Raw genomic sequence first — 16,559 nt, forward strand, 5'->3', positions numbered from 1 at the left:
GTGGTGGGGAGCTCGGCGAGCTGTCACCCGGGGCGGGCGGGGCTCGGCGAGGGGGAAGCTTGGCGAGTTCTCACGCTCGGTCTTTGCGCAGGGCTGACGTGCCGCCCGGGTGCCGTGCCTCGTGAGTCGCCAAGACACGCCGGTGCCGATCGCGCCGCGCGGCGTGTCTTGGCGACTCGGCGAGGGGGAAGCTTGGCGAGTTCTCACGCTCGGCCTTGCGCGGGGCGGACGTGCCGCCCGGGTGTCGTGCCTCGTGAGTCGCCAAAACACGCCGGTGCCGATCGCGCCGCGCGGCGTGTCTTGGCGACTCGGCGAGGGGGAAGCTCGGCGAGGTGTCACGCGCGGTCTCGCGCGGGGCGGACGTGTCGCCCCGGGGCTTCGTGAGTCGCCAAGACACGCCGGTGCCAGCTGCGGCGGTCGGCGTGTCTTGGCGACTCGCGTGGCGCGCGGGGCGGGCCGGGGCGGGGCGCGGAGCTCGGGGATTTGTCACGGTCGGCGGGGCTTCGCCGCGGTGGTCGCCGGGGCTAGCCTGGGGGCATCCGGGAGGAGCCATCGTGGGTGAAGCCATCGTCGTCGGGATCACGGATGCCGCGGTCTCGCGTCGCGCGGTCGACTGGGCCGCGCAGCGCGCGAGGGAGCGTCGGCAGCCGCTCGAGCTGCTGACCGTCGTGGGCGGTGCGGTCGGTGCCGTGGGGGAGGACGCCGTCCTCGATGCGGCACTCGAGGCCGCTCGCGGACACGTGGAGGGCGAGGCATCCCGCATCTCCGCCGACGGACTGGACGTGCGCACGCGGGTGGAACGCGGCAATCCCGTGGCGAAGCTGCTGGATGCCTCGTCGCACGCGGCGCTGCTCGTGATCGGGAGCGATTACCGCGGGCCGGGATCGGGACCCGCGCGCGGCGCGCACGGCGTGCGCATCGCGGCCGGAGCGCACTGTCCGGTCGTCGTCGTGCCCGACGTCGACACGGCCGGACGCGCCGGGGTGGTCGTCGGCGTCGACGGATCGCCGGTCTCGGAGAAGGCCGTCGCGTTCGCCGCCGCGGAGGCCGACCGCCTCGGCGAGCCGCTCGTCGCCGTCGCCGTGTGGACGCCGCTGGAGGTCCCGCGGAACATGGCGGTGTATCCCGCGGAGTACCTCGAGAACATGCAGAAGCTGACCGCCGAGGCGCTCGGGCTGTCGCTCGCCGGTCTCGCCTCGAAGTACCCCGACCTCGAGATCGTGCGGAAGGTCGAGCGGGGGTATCCGTCGCAGATCATCAACGAACTCGCCGCGTCCGCGCGGCTCGCGGTGGTGGGGTCCCACGGGCGAGGCGCGCTCGCGCGGTTCCTGCTCGGGTCGATCAGCCAGGAGGTGCTCGCGCGTCTCGCGACGGTGACGGCTGTCGTGCGCTGAGGATCGTCGTTCGATAGCGGTTGTCGCGGCCCCGGGCCCGGCGACGCGGCGATGAGTGCGGCGCGGCCTAACCTGGAGGGGTGGGGAACGGCTCGGCAACCGGCAGCGGACGCGCGCGCGTCAGCGACGTCGCCGCGGCCGCCGGCGTATCCCCGACGACCGTTTCGCACGCGCTGAGCGGCGCCCGCGCCGTCAACGCCGAGACGCGCGAGCGCATCCTCGCCGTCGCCCGCGAGCTCGGATATGTGCCCGATCGCGTGGCGAGCGGACTCCGCCGTCGGCGCACGGGCGTCGTCGGCCTCATCGGCGACGACCTTGCGGCGACGCCCTTCGCCGGCCGCATCATCGAGGGCGCCCGGCGCGCCGGGCTCGAGCGCGACGTGCTGCTCATGGTCGCCGAGAGCGGCGGCGACGCCGACGTCGAGCGGGATCTCGTCGCGCGATTCCTCGCACAGCGGGTCGACGGCCTGCTCATCGCCCGCATGTACCACCAGCGCGTCGACCGACCGGCCGTGCCCGCCGAGGTTCCGGTGGTGCTCGTCGACGCGGCGCCCGAGCCCGGGTGGGAGGTCGACGCCGTCGTGCCCGACGAGGCGCAGATCGCGACGCTCGCCTGCGAGCGGCTCACGCGGGCCGGGCACCGCGACATCGCCTACATCGGCACGACCGACGAGTCGCGCGCCGCCCGCGGGCGCCTCATCGGCATCCGCTCCGCGCTCGGCGACGAGGGCATCGCCCTGGGCGACGACCGGCTCGAGTTCTGCTCGTCCGACGCGGCCGGCGGACGCGACGCCGCGGGACGTCTCCTCGACGGACCCATGCCGCCGACCGCGGTCATCTGCTTCAACGACCAGATCGCCATGGGCGTGATGCAGGCGGCGGCGAGGCGCGGCATCCGTGTTCCCGAAGGTCTCTCGGTCGTCGGCATCGACGATCTGCACCCCGTCGCCGACGCGCTCGACCCGGGTCTGACGACCGTCGCGCTGCCGCACGACGAGATGGGGCGGTGGGGGATGACGCGGCTGCTCGACCGCATCGACGGGACGGTGGCGGCACCGGCCGAGAGCCTGCATCTGCTGCGCGGGTGGCTGGTGGAGCGCGGATCGGTCGCGGCGCCGGCGCGGGTGTGAGCGGGGCCGGGCGCGCGCCGATCGCGGCGTCGCTCTCGCCGTGTGCCGGCCGAGCTGGGCCGACCCCGCGGGAGAAACCCCGCACCGCCGGAGCATCGCGGGAATCCCCGCCCGCCCCTACTCGCGGGCGGACAACCGGTCGATCGGCGCCACCCGCAACGGGGTGAGCGACGCATCGCTCACCGACACCGCACCACGGGCACCCTCGATCCGCAGACCACGCTCATCGGAGCTCCCGAAGGTCGCCATCGTCAGCGCAGCCTCCCCGTCGCCGGCGAACACCTCGACGGAACCGGCATCCACCACGATGTCCAAGGTGACGCGGCCGTCCCGCAAGGCCACCGGGGCGGTCCGCACCTCGCGATACGCGTCGGGCATGTCGGCGGCCACGGCGTCCGCGTCACGGGCGACGAACGCCACCTGCTCGCGGAAGTCGTACCCGACCGTCGCGAACGTGTCATCGCCGCCGAGGATCTTCACGCGCAGCTCGCCGTTCTTCTCGCTGGCGGCATCCAACTCCAACCGGTACGCACCCGAGGCCGGGATCTCCACGTCCACGCCCTCGCGTCCGTCGACCCGCGCATCGTCGATCGCCGCTGCCTCGCCCTCCAGCGCCGAGAGCTCCGGCGCGGGAGCCGAGTGCAGCCTTGGGCCCGCGGCATCCGACCGCAGTGTCAGCGTGCGCACGAGCGAGTCTGACCCGCCATGCCACTCCTCGGTGGGGAACTTGCCCGCGTACGCCCAGTTGTTCATCCAGCCGATGCTGTAGCGGGTGGCCAGGCGCTCCTGCTCGTCGAGCCGCGGGTCGTCCCACGTGACGGCCGCGTAGTAGTCGGGCCCGTGGTCGAGCCATTGGTGCCCGGAACCGTCGGGGGTGAAGCGCTCGCCGTCCCACTCGCCGACCCAGTACGCCGTGCCGGTGGTCTTGCCCTCGGCGGCGCCGTTCGCGCCGGCCACGAGCACCCAGCGCACGTCGTCGGGATCACCGTCCACCGACATGGGGAACAGGTCGGGGCACTCGAGCACCCCGAGCCCCGACGTCGCGAAGTCGGACGTGTACGTCCAGTCCTTGAGGTTCGGCGAGGTGTAGAAGCCGATCCGGTCGTGCTCGGCCAGCGCCATCACCCAGTGCCCCGCGGTTTCGTCCCAGAACACCCGCGGATCCCGCCAGTCGGCCACACCCGGGTTGTCCATCACCGGGTTGCCCTCGTACGACTCGAACGAGTAGCCGCCGTCGCGCGAGAAGAAGAGCGACTGGCGCTGCACGCCGTCGACCTGCTGCGTGACCAGCGCGATCACGGCGCCGGCGCCGAAGCCGGCCGTGCCCTTCTCGTCGACGACCGCAGTTCCGGTCCAGATGTCGCCGAGACCGTTGTCGTACTTCTCGATCGCGACGCCCTCGTCGGTCCAGTTCACGAGATCGGTCGAGGTCGCGTGGTACCAGGCGGTGCCGTTCCCGTCGGGATAGTCCGCGTTGTACAGGTAGTAGTAGTGCCAGACGCCGTCGAGGAGGAACGGCTTCTGCGGATCGTTCATCCAGTTCTTCTCCGGCGTGATGTGCACGGCCGGGCGGTGCGGCGACCAGTCGTCCGGGCGCTCGAACGCGTCGGCCGGCGCGGTGGGAGACGGGCGCACCTCGGGCCCCTCGTTCGCGGGCCGGGGGAGCGCGAACACGGTGACGAGCACCACGGCGACCGCCGCGATGACCGCCGCCGCCCAGAGCAGGGCGCGCCGCGAGGGGAACGTGGGCTGGGCGTCGTGATCGTGCATCGCAGATTCCTTCCGTTCGGGAGGGTCATACCGGAGCGGCGGCCGGGGGTTGCGGCATCCGTCGAAACCGGGTATTCCGGCCGAGACCGGGGGTGGCGTCCTCGGTCTCGGCGTGAATCCCTTGTTTCGGCGGGGTTGGCGCCGGAGGGTGTTGGGCGGGGTCTCGGGGGATCGGTGTCGGTCAGGGTCTCGGGGGATCGATGTCGGTCAGGGCGGTGTCGGTTGGTGGGCTGTTCTGCGGGTGCGGCTGCTGCTGGGGTCGAGGCATTCGTCGAACCAGGGAGTTCCGGCCGAACCCGGGGGTGGCGTCCTCGGTCTCGGCGGGAATCCCTTGTTTCGGCGGGGTTGGCGCCGGCGGGTGCCGGGCGGGTGCCGGGGGATCGGTGTCGGGCGGGTGTTGCGGGATCGGTGTCGGTTAGTGCGGCGTCGATGGGGCGTTCTGGGTGCGGCTGCTGCCAGGGGCGCGCGGCATCCGTCGAAACCGGGCATTCCGGCCGAAACCGGGGGCGGCGTCCTCTGTCTCGGCGCGAACCCCCTGTTTCGGCGGAGGTGAGGTCCGAGCCCCGGCCGCACCCCGGCCGAGCCCCGGCCGAGGGCGAGCCCCGGCCGAGCTCCGCCCGAGCCCCGGCGGCCGGGGGCCGCGGCATCCGTCGAAACCGGGTATTCCGGCCGAGACCGGATCCCCCGGAGCCCACCGACAGCGGAAGCCGAGCGGGAAGGGACGGAACGGATGCCTCGGCCCGAGGCCGAGCCGAGGCATCCGTCGCCCTCACCAGGGCCGGGACGGATCAGCGCAGCGGCTTGACCTGACCGCCGTTGTTGATGTTGATGTTCGCCGGAACATCGGCCCAGCCGCCGAGCCCGTCGCCACCGTACGAGTAGTCGACGCTCGTCGAGTCACCCGAGATGTCGACCTTCACCGTCGGCGCCAGCGTGCCGCCGCGGACGAAGTCGTCGTGCGTGCCGATGGTGTCGATGAACGACTGCACCAGGCCGCCGGGCATCACGTAGTGCGAGTACGCCTGGAAGGCGCCCGGGTGCTGGTTGTAATCCGGCGCGAACGGCTGACCCTGCAGATAGTTCAGGTTCGTCGGGTTGCCGAGGGCCAGCCCCGAGCCGGCGTTGAGCGGCTGGAAGTCCGAGCGGATGCCGTCGCCGACGAAGCCGTAGACGCCCTCGGGTCCGTCGATTCCCGCCGCGAAGGTGCTGCGGTGCGTGATCGTGAACAGGTACGCCTTGCCGTCCTTGAAGATGAACTGCGGGCGCTCGGTCTGGTCGGTGACGCAGTTGGCCGACAGGATCGGCGGGAGGAACTCCCACTCGGTCAGGTCGTCGTTCGTCGCCTTCGCCAGACCGACGTTCGCGATCTGGTACGGGGCGCCGGATGCGTTGACCTCTTCTACGGTCTCGGCGAACGGGTCACCCGGCTGGTAGCCGAGGTCCTCCTCCGTGCAGTACGCCTCCTCGCGGGGCATCGCGGTGTTGCCCTCGAAGACCATGTACGTCTCACCCGGGTTGGCCGGGTCCTCGAACGTGAACGGGTCGCGGAAGTTGAAGAACGGGTTCTGCTCGCCGGTCTGGTAGTACTCGCCGTCGGCCTGCAGCAGGTCGTGCACCGAGTCGAAGCCGGTGAGCTTCACGCCCTTGCCGGTCGCGTGCACCTTGCCGACGCTCAGCGCGAGGCGCGGGTCGTAGGGCTTGCGGTCCTTGCCCTGCTCGTCGCGGTAGAAGGCCACGTCGGTGAAGAACAGCTTCACCTCGCCGCCCTTGAAGACGCGCGCCGAACCCGACCACTGGGTCTGGTGGCTGAACGACTTGTCTTCGAAGATCTCGCCGGTCACGCCCTCGTCGAACACGAGGCCGCCGTAGGTCCAGCCGCCGTTCTCCGGCCGCTCGTCGGCGGGCACGCCGGCGGGACGGAAGAAGTAGCCGATCTTCGCGTACACGTGGCGCTCGTCGAAGCCGAGGCTGCGGTCGGCCACCAGCGAGAAGATGACCTCCTGGCCGTTGATGGAGTACTGATTGCCGTGCTCGTCGGTCAGCGGCCAGGTGTCCCACACCCAGACCTGCTCGTTCGACATGTCGGGGAAGTCCTGCGGCACCTCGGGCATCGTGAGCGACGAGGGCATCGAGTTCTCACGCGACGGGGTCGCGGGGTCCGACAGGCGCTTGAGCTGGCGTGCGTCGGCACGGGTCCACTTGGCGGTGAAGTCGTCCTCGGGGGCGTATGCCTCCTGGGTGTGCGTGGTCGGCTGGGGGCCGTCCTGCAGCTCGGGCAGCCCCGACGTGGGGTCGGCGACGGCGGCCGTGGGGAGGCCGACGAGGGCGGAGGCCGTCACGGCGACGGCCGCCAGCCCCCCTGTCAGGAGACGCCTGACGCGCTTCGGGGGAGTGTTCATGGAAGTTGCTCCTTCGGTGGGGAAACGCGATGCAAATCGATTTGCACAGCGCATCCATATAAACACGATCGGCGCGCGTGCGCATGTCGTCCTTTCGGGGGACACGTTGATTTCGGTGAACGACTTGACGTCGAGCGGTACGCCGGTTCATAATCGGTCCCGTTCGATAAATCGATTTAGCACAAGGGAGTGTCGACGGTGGCGAGGGCTCGGATCTCAGACGTGGCGGCGGCAGCCGGCGTCTCGGTGACGACCGTCTCGCTCGTCATGAACAACGTCGAGTCGCGCATCTCGGACGACACCCGGCGTCGGGTGAAGGATGCCGCGCGCGCTGTGGGCTACGCGCCGAGCTCGGTCGCGCGGGGGCTGCGGACGCAGCAGACGCGCACCGTCGGGCTCATCTCCGACCAGATCGCCACCACCCCGTTCGCGGGACGCATGCTCGCCGGCGCGCAGGACGCCGCCCGCGAGAACGGCCACCTCGTCTACCTCGTCGACACCGGCGGTGACGAGGGCATCGAGAGCGAGGCCATCCGCTCCCTCACGGCGCAGCAGGTCGACGCCATGATCTACGCCTGCATGTGGCACCGCGTCGTCGACGTGCCCGACGGCATCCCGGCCCAGACGGTGTTCCTCGACTGCCGGCCCGCCGGAGGCGGCTACCGCAGCGTCGTCCCCGACGACCGCGCCGGCGGGCTCACCGCCGTGCGCGAACTCGTCGCGGCCGGTCACCGCCGGATCGCGTACCTCGACACCGAAGACCCCGGGCCCATCGCGTCCCGACTGCGTCACGAGGGCTACCTCCAGGCGCTCGCCGAGGTCGGCGTCACCGCCGACCCCGCGCTGCACGTCCGCGCCGAGACCTCGGCGCACGGCGGGCGTGCCGCCATGGAGCGCCTGCTCGACCTCGGCGAGGACCGCCCCACGGGCGTCTTCTGCTTCAACGACCGCATGGCGGCCGGCGTGTACATCGCCGCGCACCGCCGCGGCCTCGACATCCCGCGGGACCTGTCGGTCGTCGGCTACGACGACCAGCAGCTCATCGCCGCGGAACAGGATCCCCCTCTGACCACCGTGGCCCTGCCCCATTACGACATGGGGCGCTGGGCGATGGAGGTCGCACTCGGCGTCCGTGCGGAAGGGGATGAGGACGCCGCGCACCAGATGGAGTGTCCCGTCATCCGACGAGACTCCGTGGGCCCGCCGCCGGCGCACGTCGGCAAACAGAACCGGCGACGGGCTTCACACACCGAGCGGCCGCCGAAGGCGGCCCCCGACCGATGACCTACGCGGGCGTAGGTCATCAAGAAAAGGAAACCACAACAATGCGCACAAGGACCCCGATCCTCGTGTCTGCAGGCCTGGTCTCGGCGCTCGCCCTGACCGGCTGCGGGCAGGCCGGTCAAGGCGAGACCACGACCGATGACGGCCGCACCCAGTTGACGATGTGGACCCACTCCGCCGGAAACCCGGCCGAGCTCGAGGTCTACGAGCGGATCATCTCCGACTTCAACGACTCGCAGGACCAGTACCAGGTCGTGCACGAGTCGTTCCCGCAGGGCGCCTACAACGACGCGATCGTCGCGGCCGCGGCATCCGGCGATCTCCCCTGCCTTCTCGACCTCGACGGCCCGATCATGCCGAACTGGGCGTGGGCGGGCTACCTGCAGCCGCTCGGGCTGCCCACCGAGCTCACCGACTCGCTGCTGCCGACCGCCGTCGGCGAGTGGGACGGCGAGATCTACTCCGCCGGGTACTGGGACGCCGCCCTTGCGATCTTCGCCCGCCAGTCGGTGCTCGAGGCAGCCGACATCCGCATCCCGACCGTCGAGGAGCCCTGGACCGCTGAGGAGTTCAACGCGGCCCTGGCGACGCTGAAGGCAGCCGGCTACGAGACGCCGATCGACATCGGCGCCGAGGACACCGGCGAGTGGTGGCCGTACGCGTACTCGCCGTTCCTGCAGAGCTTCGGCGGCGACCTCATCGACCGCGACAGCATGCTGACCGCCGACGGCGCCCTCAACGGACCCGAGGCGGTCGCGTGGGGCGAGTGGTTCCAGGGCCTCTTCGCCGACGGCTACGCCGGCAACAGCGGCACCGTGGGCAACCAGGAGTTCATCGACGACGAGGTGGCCCTGAGCTACACCGGCGTCTGGAACGCGGTCACGGCGCTCGACGAGGTCGGCGACGACCTGCTGATCCTGCCCCCGCCGGACCTCGGCAACGGCCCCAAGATCGGCGGCGGCTCGTGGCAGTGGGCCATCTCGTCGGAGTGCAACGACGCCGACGGCGCCCGCGAGTACCTGGAGTTCAGCTTCCAGGACGAGTACATCACCGAATTCGCCGACAAGCAGATCGTGATCCCGGCGACCGAGAGCGCCGCCGCGGCCTCGGAGTACTTCGGTGAGGACGGGGCGCTCCGTCCATTCGTCGAGTTCTCGCAGCAGTACGCCGTGCTGCGTCCCGAGACCCCGGCCTACGCCGTGATCTCGACGACGTTCGAGACCGCCGCGAAGGACATCATGAACGGCGCCGACGTGCAGGAGACCCTGAACCGCGCGGTGTCGGAGATCGACTCCAACATCGAGTCGAACGACGGCTACGGCTTCGAGTGATCAACCGTCCCGGCGAGGGCTCGCGCCCTCGCCGGGACTCCCTCAGAGAGATCTGCCATGACTGTCACCCCTCCGACGGTCGCCGCCGAGGAGCCTCGGCGCGCCTACCGTCGCTTCCGCTCCATCAAGGGCCGTGAGACCTGGGCCGGCCTCGGGATGATCGCCCCCGCCGGCATCCTGCTGGTCCTGTTCCTCATCATCCCCGTGATCCTCGCGTTCACGCTGTCGTTCACCAACGCACGCCTCATCTCGCCGAACCCGCCGCGGTTCGTCGGCATGGACAACTTCATCCGCGCTTTCACGGCCGACCCGGTGTTCCTGCAGTCGGCGGGCAACACCGCGATCTTCGCCCTCGTCGTGGTGCCCGTGCAGGCGGGCCTCGGCCTGCTCCTCGCGGTGCTGGTGAACCGGCGCATGCGCGGTGTCACCGCCTTCCGCGTGATCTTCTTCATCCCCGTCGTCACCTCGATCGTCGTGGTGTCGATCCTGTGGAAGTTCATGTACCAGAAGGACGGCCTGATCAACTCCATGATCGACGCCCTCACCTTCGGGGCGTGGTCGGGCGTCGACTGGCTGAACGACCCGAACACGGCGCTGGGCGCCATCATCGTCCTGTCGATCTGGCAGGCGGTCGGCTTCCACATGATCATCTGGCTGTCGGGGCTGCAGACCATCCCCGAAGAGCTGTACGAGGCGGCCAAGATGGACGGCGCGAGCCCGTGGCGCCAGTTCACCAACGTCACGTGGCCGGGACTTCGGCCGACGATGGTGTTCGTCCTGGTCACCATCACCATCGCCGCGCTCGGCCTGTTCGTGCAGATCGACGTCATGACCCAGGGCGGTCCGGTGAACTCCACCTCCACCATCGTCTTCCACGCCGTGCGCAAGGGGTACGAGCAGCAGGAGATCGGGTACGCCGCGGCGATCTCGCTCATCTTCTTCGTCGCCGTGCTCGCCATCGCGCTGATCCAGCGGCGCCTCACCCGAGAGAAGGACTGACGTGACCGCTACGCAGACCCTCACCACCGCGGCCGCGCAGTCGCGGCGCTCCTCGCGCACCGCACTGCCCGGGCGCAGCGAGAAGAGCCAGCGCCGACGCGGCAACATCTTCCTCTACCTCGCGCTGTCGCTGTTCGGGATCGTGTTCCTGTTCCCGCTGGTGTTCATGTTCGTGTCGAGCCTCAAGCCCGACGCCCAGATCCTGCAGGACATCGACTCGCCGATGGCGTTCCTGCCGGTCGGCGACATCAGCCTCGACAACTACTTCGGCGTGTTCGACCGCGTCCCCGTCGCGCAGTTCCTGTTCAACTCGGTGCTCGTCACGGTGCTCACCGTCGGGCTCGGGCTGATCGTGAACTCGATGGCCGGGTTCGCGCTGTCGCGCCTGGAGTGGAAGGGCCGCATCGTCGTGCTCGCCCTCATCATCGCGACGCTCATCGTGCCCTTCGAGACCATCGCGGTGCCGATGGTCTACTGGGTCGCGCAGCTGCCGACGCTGGTGATGGAGGGCGGCGTGCTGAAGTACGACTTCGGCTGGCTCAACACCTACGAGGTGCAGATCGTGCCGTTCATCGCCAACGCGTTCTCGATCTTCCTGTTCACGCAGTACTTCTCGACGATCCCGAAGTCGCTCGACGAGGCGGCGCGGATCGACGGCGCGAGCTGGTTCACGATCTACCGCCGCATCCTCGTGCCGCTGTCGGGCCCGGCGTTCGCGACCGTGGCGATCCTCACGTTCCTCCCGGCGTGGAACCAGTACCTCTGGCCGCTCATGGTGGTGCAGAAGGAGGAGCTGCGACCGGTCATGGTCGGCATGCAGTACTTCTTCCAGCTCAACACCGCGTGGGGCGAGGTGATGGCGTACACGTCGCTCATCACCATCCCGGTGCTCATCGTGTTCCTGGTCTTCCAGCGGGCGTTCGTCAGCAGCATCGCCGCGAGCGGGGTGAAGGGATGACGGATGCCGCACTCCGCGGCGGTCCCGCCGCGCCTCGCGTCGTCGTGATCGGCGAGGCCCTCGTCGACATCGTGCACCGCGGGACGGGCGTCGACGAGGCTCCCGGCGGCAGCCCGGCCAACACCGCCCTCACCCTCGGGCGCCTCGGCCGGCGGCCCACGCTCGTCACGCGCCTCGGCGACGACGAGCGGGGCCGGCGCATCCGCCGGTGGCTGGAGGAGTCCGGCGTCGAGGTCGTCGCGGTCGAGGCGGCGCGCACCTCCACCGCGACCGCGCGGCTCGACGCGGCCGGGGCGGCCCGCTACGAGTTCGACCTCCAGTGGGAGCTCGGCGCCGACCCGGACCGCAACGCGGCGCTCGCCGCGGCGGCCGACATCGTGCACGTCGGCTCCGTCGCCACGGTGCTGGAGCCCGGCGACGCGCAGGTCGCGGCGCTGGTGCGGGCTGCCCGCGCCGACGCCCTCGTGACCTACGACCCGAACATCCGGCCCTCGCTGGTAGACGACCCCGCGCGCGTACGCGGCCGGGTCGACGACCTCGTCGCGCTCGCCGACGTCGTGAAGGCCAGCGACGAGGACCTTCGCTGGCTCGCTCCGGGCCGCGACGCCGTCGAGGTGGCGCGCGAGTGGGTCGCGCGCGGCCCGGCGCTCGTCGTGGTGACCCTTGGGGCGCAGGGGGCGATCGGCGTCACCGCCGACGGCGACGTGGTCATCCCGCCGGTGGTCACCGACGTCGTCGACACCGTCGGCGCCGGCGACACGTTCATGGGCGCGCTCATCGACGGCCTGCTCGAGCGAGGGTTCGCCGCCGCTGCGGTGCGGGCGCCGGGGGGAGGCATCCGCTCCGCCGATGTCGCGGCACTGCTCGAGCGGGCTGCGCGCGCCGCCGCGATCACGGTGTCGCGCCCCGGCGCCGACCCGCCCCGGCGGCACGAGCTCGACGCCGCCCGGACGGCGTGACCCATCGCTCGCGGCCCGTGCGGCCGCGCCGACCCCTCGCGGCCGCACGGCCGTGACCGACCTCTCGCGTCCGGCCCGGCCGCGAGACCGCACCTCGCGCGATCGACCGACCGCGCGCCAAGACACGAAGGATCACTGTGTTCGACCTCCCCGGCTCCTGGGTATGGGATTACTGGTTCGCCGACGACGGCGACCGCTACCACCTGTTCTTCCTCTACGCCTCGCGTGCGCTGCGCGACCCCGACGCCCGCCACTACCGCGCCTCGATCGGGCACGCCGTCTCGACCGACCTCGTGAACTGGACGCAGGTCGAGGACGCGCTCGTGCGCAGCGACGCCCCGGCGTTCGACGACCTGGCGACCTGGACGGGCTCGGTGGTGCGGCATCCGGACGGCACGTGGTTCCTCTTCTACACCGGCTCGACGGCGGCCCCTGACGGCAAGAACATCCAGCGCATCGGGTACGCCACCTCGTCCGACCTCCACGTGTGGACCAAGGCCGGCGGCCCGGTGCTGGAGGCCGCGGGGCCGTGGTATGAGAAGCTCGCCAGCGGCGACTGGCACGACGAGGCCTTCCGCGACCCGTGGGTCTTCCCGGATCCGGCCGGCCACGGCTGGCACATGCTGATCACCGCGCGCGCGGCAGAAGGCCCGGTCGACGGGCGCGGCGTCGTCGGCCACGCCTGGTCGGCCGACCTGCGCACGTGGGAGCTGCGGGAGCCGCTGTCGGCGCCGAGCCCCGACGGCTTCGGACAGCTCGAGGTGCTGCAGGCCGAGATCGTCGACGGCAGGCCCGTGCTGCTCTTCTCGTGCCTCGACGAGCACGCCACGCCGTCGCGGCACGGCAGCGGGGGCGGGACGTGGGCGGTGCCGGCCGAGAGCCTGCTCGGTCCGTTCGACGTCGACGCGGCGTACCCGCTGACCGACGAGCGGCTGTACGTCGGCCGCCTGCTGCGGCGCCGCAGCGACGGCCAGTGGCTGCTGTTCGCCTTCCGCAACGCCGACGAGGACGGCGCGTTCGTGGGCGGCATCACCGACCCCATGCCCGTCGACTGGGAGGGGGAGCGGCTGGTGCGCCGCGACGCCGAGCGCGTCGCGGCTCTCTGACGCGGAGCGGCCGGGGTCACGCGGACGGGCCCCGGCCGCCGCACCGCGGGAGCGACCGGTCACGGCCGCACTGCCGCGGCTGCGGGCGACGCCGCGGCGCCGGTGCGCGCCGGGGCGTGGCATCCGTTCCCGCATGCGGGGAGCGACGTCCGCCGGAGAAAGGATGACGATGGTGTCAGCTTCACAACGACGATCGGCGCGCGTGGCGGCCGGAGTGCTCGCGGTGATCGTGGTGGCGGTGGCCTCCGGGCTCACCGCCGCGGCCGACGCGCCCGCGACGGCGGCCGAGGCGCCCGCGACGGCGGCCGAGGACGGCGACCAGTACCGCGCGCAGTACCACTTCACGGTGCCGGACCGCTGGAAGAACGACCCGCAGCGGCCGGTCTTCATCGACGGCAAGTTCCACTACTACTACCTCTACAACAGCGACTACAACGCCGATCCCTCGGCCAACTTCGGCACGGCCTGGCGCCTGGCGACCTCGTACGACGGGGTCGTGTTCGCCGATCAGGGGGTCGCTGCGCCGAAGAAGACCAACCCCAACTACGACCTGTGGTCGGGGTCCGCCGTGGTCGACCACGCGAACACCGCCGGCTTCGGCGCCGGCGCGGTCGTCATGCTGGTCACGCAGATGGACCACCCGACACCCGCGCAGCAGCTGAACGCCTCCGGCCCGCAGGCGCAGTTCCTCTGGTACTCGACCGACGGCGGCCGCAACTTCCGCCCGCACGGCGAGGACCCCGTCATCCCCAACGGCGGCCGCGCCGACTTCCGCGACCCGAAGGTCGTGTGGGACGAGGAGCGCGGGCGCTGGGTCGCGCTGATCGCCGAGCGCGACCGCGTGAGCTTCTACACGTCGCCCGACCTCAAGACCTGGTCGCGCACGTGGGAGTACGTCAACCCCGGCATCGGCACGATCGAGTGCCCGGACCTCTTCCCCATCCGCGCCGACGACGGCACGCTGAAATGGGTGTTCGGCGTGAGCGCGAACGGCTACGCCACCGACGAGCCGGCGACCTTCGCGTACTGGACGGGATCGTTCGACGGCACCTCGTTCGCGTTCGACCACGCGGCGCCGCAGTGGCTCGATCACGGGTTCGACTGGTACGGCGCCGTCACGTGGGAGGACCCCGCGGCGCCGCTTGACCGCCGCTACGCGGTGGCCTGGATGAACAACTGGGACTACGCCCACTCCACGCCCACCTGGACGGCGGACGGGTTCAACGGCACCGACTCGATCACCCGCGAGATCCGGCTGAAGCGCGTCGGGTCGTCGTTCAGCCTCGTGTCGCAGCCGGTGGCGGCGCTGCAGGACATCGCGACCGAGCGCACGCGGCTCGGCGACGTGACGGTCGACGGCTTCCGGGCCCTGGACTATCGCGGCGACGCCTACCAGCTCGAGGCCGAGGTGACGTGGCAGGCCGCGTCCAACATCGGGCTGCAGCTGCGGCGCTCCGCCGACGGGACGCGCCACGCCGACGTCGGCGTGACGGAGACCTACGCGTACCTCAACCGCGGGCAGACGGGGCATCCGTCCGGCACCTGGAAGACCGAGAGTCGCACGCCGTTCGACGGCGCGGCCGACCGCGTGCGGCTGCGGATCCTCGTGGACCGCACCACGGTCGAGGTGTTCGTCGACGACGGCCGTTACGTGCAGTCGAGCCAGGTGTTCGCGCCTCCCGGCGACGACGGGCTGGCGCTGTACTCCTCGGGCGGCCCCGCGACCTTCCACGACCTGACGATCACCGAGTTCGGCAGCGTCGTGCAGCGCCCCGCGCGCCTGCTCGCCGACTTCGAGGGCCGCACATGGGGCGAGGGCTGGACGGCGACCGGCGACTTCGCGGCGGCCGCTCCCAGCACGTCCGAGCTGGTGGGTCAGGTGGGCGGGCGGGTCGCCGACACCTTCGTCGGCGGCGGCGACCCCGCGACCGGGGTGATCACCTCGCCCGCCTTCACCGTCGACCGCGACTTCCTCCATGTGCTGGTGGGAGGGGGCCGCAATGCGCTGGGGGAGGAGCCGGCGACCTCGGTGCAGCTGCTCGTCGACGGGCGCCCGGTGCGCACGGCGACCGGCGACGACTCGGGACGCCTGCGACCCGTGCAGTGGGACGTGAGGGAGTTCGCGGGCCGCACCGCCCAGTTCCAGATCCTCGACGACGCGACCGGCGAATGGGGGCACCTCATGGTCGATCAGGTCGTCCTCAGCGACTGACCGTCCCCGTGCAGGCTCGACTTGAGATTCGAGACTTCCAGTCTCTAGAGTGGCCAGGGTGCGCGGCCATGGGGTGACTCGCGCACGGATCGACCGACGGCGCCTGGCCGTCGCGGAGATCACGCGGTGCCGGGTTGTGGGGATCCGGCACCGCGAGCGGGGGGCGGATGCCGCCTCCGCCGCCGCGACCGGTGCTGTGGGCCGCTGCGATCGGGGCGATAATCGAGGCGTGTCCCCTGCTGCTTCACCCCGGACGCGTCGGCCTGCGGGCGAGACCCGCTCACGGATGCTCGAGGCCGCGGTCGAGCGCGTGAAGGCCGAGGGCCTGCTGCTGGACTACTCCAACATCTCGCTGGAGGACCTCATCCGCGTCGCCGGCGTGCCGCGGTCGACCGTGTTCCGGATCTGGCCCGACCGCGGAGCCTTCGTCGCCGACCTGGTGCGGGCTCTCTTCGTCTCCGACCCGGGGTTCGACGCCGGCTTCGACCGTGAGACGCTGCAACTGCTGCAGGCGGCGATGGCTCAGGGTCCGGCCGCGGCGGAGGTCGCCGACCGCGATCCGCGGCTCGGCCGCGAGGTCGCGCTGCGCGCCGCGGTGCGGGCGGCCGTCGCCCACAACGTGGTGGCGGTGGAGCACTCCCTGGCGTACCGGGCGTACAAGACAATGTCGGCCGCGCTCGCCAGCGGCGACGCCGTGCCCGGCGGGGAGGAGATCCGCACGCTCCTCATCGACATCGAGGAGCGGTACGCCCAGCGCATGGCCGAGCTCTACCGGTCGCTCAACGAAGCCCTCGGCATCCGCATGCGGGACGGGGTCGACGAGCGCGACCTCGCCGTGGCGATCATGGCCACCATCGACGGCATGACCGACCACCGGCGCATCAACCCCGACATGATCGACGCTCCCCGCAGCGTCACGATGGGACCCGAGGGGCCCGAGGAGTGGCACGTCGCCGCGCTCGCCGTCTACGGCATCTACGCGGCGTTCGTCGAGTTCGGCGGCTGACGCGAGCGGGC

12 protein-coding genes are annotated in these 16,559 nt (G+C 71.4%); 10 read left to right on the forward strand and 2 right to left on the reverse strand.

Annotated features, from left to right (window positions below):
• Positions 1-554: 554 nt before the first annotated feature.
• Complete coding sequence (locus IR212_RS03000; RefSeq protein WP_194397534.1) at positions 555-1,394, forward strand: universal stress protein; 840 nt, start codon at positions 555-557, stop codon at positions 1,392-1,394.
• Between the two features lie 80 nt (positions 1,395-1,474).
• On the forward strand, positions 1,475-2,524 hold the full coding sequence (locus IR212_RS03005; RefSeq protein WP_194397535.1) for a LacI family DNA-binding transcriptional regulator: 1,050 nt from the start codon (positions 1,475-1,477) through the stop codon (positions 2,522-2,524).
• Between the two features lie 117 nt (positions 2,525-2,641).
• Here IR212_RS03005 and IR212_RS03010 read toward each other — a convergent pair whose 3' ends face one another.
• Complete coding sequence (locus IR212_RS03010; RefSeq protein WP_194397536.1) at positions 2,642-4,294, reverse strand: glycoside hydrolase family 32 protein; 1,653 nt, start codon at positions 4,292-4,294, stop codon at positions 2,642-2,644.
• Between the two features lie 788 nt (positions 4,295-5,082).
• Positions 5,083-6,693, reverse strand: a complete 1,611-nt coding sequence (locus IR212_RS03015; RefSeq protein WP_194397537.1) for a glycoside hydrolase family 68 protein — start codon at positions 6,691-6,693, stop codon at positions 5,083-5,085.
• A gap of 222 nt (positions 6,694-6,915) precedes the next feature.
• On the opposite strand from IR212_RS03015, the gene IR212_RS03020 reads away from it, so the two are divergent.
• The 8 genes from IR212_RS03020 to IR212_RS03055 all read left to right on the forward strand — a co-directional run bounded on the left by IR212_RS03020 (position 6,916) and on the right by IR212_RS03055 (position 16,548).
• Positions 6,916-7,977: a LacI family DNA-binding transcriptional regulator gene (locus tag IR212_RS03020; protein WP_228479456.1), complete on the forward strand. Its 1,062-nt coding sequence runs from the start codon at positions 6,916-6,918 to the stop codon at positions 7,975-7,977.
• Between the two features lie 41 nt (positions 7,978-8,018).
• Positions 8,019-9,308, forward strand: a complete 1,290-nt coding sequence (locus IR212_RS03025) for a sugar ABC transporter substrate-binding protein (protein ID WP_194397539.1) — start codon at positions 8,019-8,021, stop codon at positions 9,306-9,308.
• A 57-nt stretch (positions 9,309-9,365) separates the two neighbouring features.
• Positions 9,366-10,307, forward strand: a complete 942-nt coding sequence (locus tag IR212_RS03030) for a carbohydrate ABC transporter permease (protein ID WP_228479457.1) — start codon at positions 9,366-9,368, stop codon at positions 10,305-10,307.
• A 1-nt stretch (position 10,308) separates the two neighbouring features.
• The gene (locus IR212_RS03035; protein ID WP_194397540.1) at positions 10,309-11,265 is read left to right on the forward strand and encodes a carbohydrate ABC transporter permease; all 957 of its coding nucleotides are present in this window, start codon (positions 10,309-10,311) and stop codon (positions 11,263-11,265) included.
• Positions 11,262-12,224, forward strand: a complete 963-nt coding sequence (locus IR212_RS03040; protein WP_194397541.1) for a PfkB family carbohydrate kinase — start codon at positions 11,262-11,264, stop codon at positions 12,222-12,224. Before IR212_RS03035 ends, IR212_RS03040 begins: the two co-directional genes overlap by 4 nt.
• A 137-nt stretch (positions 12,225-12,361) precedes the next feature.
• Positions 12,362-13,330, forward strand: a complete 969-nt coding sequence (locus IR212_RS03045) for a family 43 glycosylhydrolase (RefSeq protein WP_194397542.1) — start codon at positions 12,362-12,364, stop codon at positions 13,328-13,330.
• A 202-nt stretch (positions 13,331-13,532) separates the two neighbouring features.
• Entirely contained in the window at positions 13,533-15,542 is a 2,010-nt protein-coding gene (locus tag IR212_RS03050) for a glycoside hydrolase family 32 protein (RefSeq protein ID WP_228479458.1), read from the forward strand.
• Between the two features lie 229 nt (positions 15,543-15,771).
• A complete protein-coding gene (locus IR212_RS03055; protein WP_228479459.1) occupies positions 15,772-16,548 on the forward strand; it encodes a TetR/AcrR family transcriptional regulator in 777 nt (258 codons plus the stop codon).
• The last annotated feature ends 11 nt before the right edge of the window (positions 16,549-16,559 follow it).

Origin of the sequence: Microbacterium atlanticum (assembly GCF_015277815.1) — a bacterium.
Lineage (GTDB): Bacteria > Actinomycetota > Actinomycetes > Actinomycetales > Microbacteriaceae > Microbacterium > Microbacterium atlanticum.

Bases quoted from the DNA above. Each gene is read 5' to 3' on its own strand.
- IR212_RS03010 (WP_194397536.1), bottom strand. From the start codon at position 4,294: ATGCACGATCACGACGCCCAGCCCACGTTCCCCTCGCGGCGCGCCCTG.
- IR212_RS03015 (WP_194397537.1), bottom strand. From the start codon at position 6,693: ATGAACACTCCCCCGAAGCGCGTCAGGCGTCTCCTGACAGGGGGGCTG.
- IR212_RS03025 (WP_194397539.1), top strand. From the start codon at position 8,019: ATGCGCACAAGGACCCCGATCCTCGTGTCTGCAGGCCTGGTCTCGGCG.
- IR212_RS03030 (WP_228479457.1), top strand. From the start codon at position 9,366: ATGACTGTCACCCCTCCGACGGTCGCCGCCGAGGAGCCTCGGCGCGCC.
- IR212_RS03040 (WP_194397541.1), top strand. From the start codon at position 11,262: ATGACGGATGCCGCACTCCGCGGCGGTCCCGCCGCGCCTCGCGTCGTC.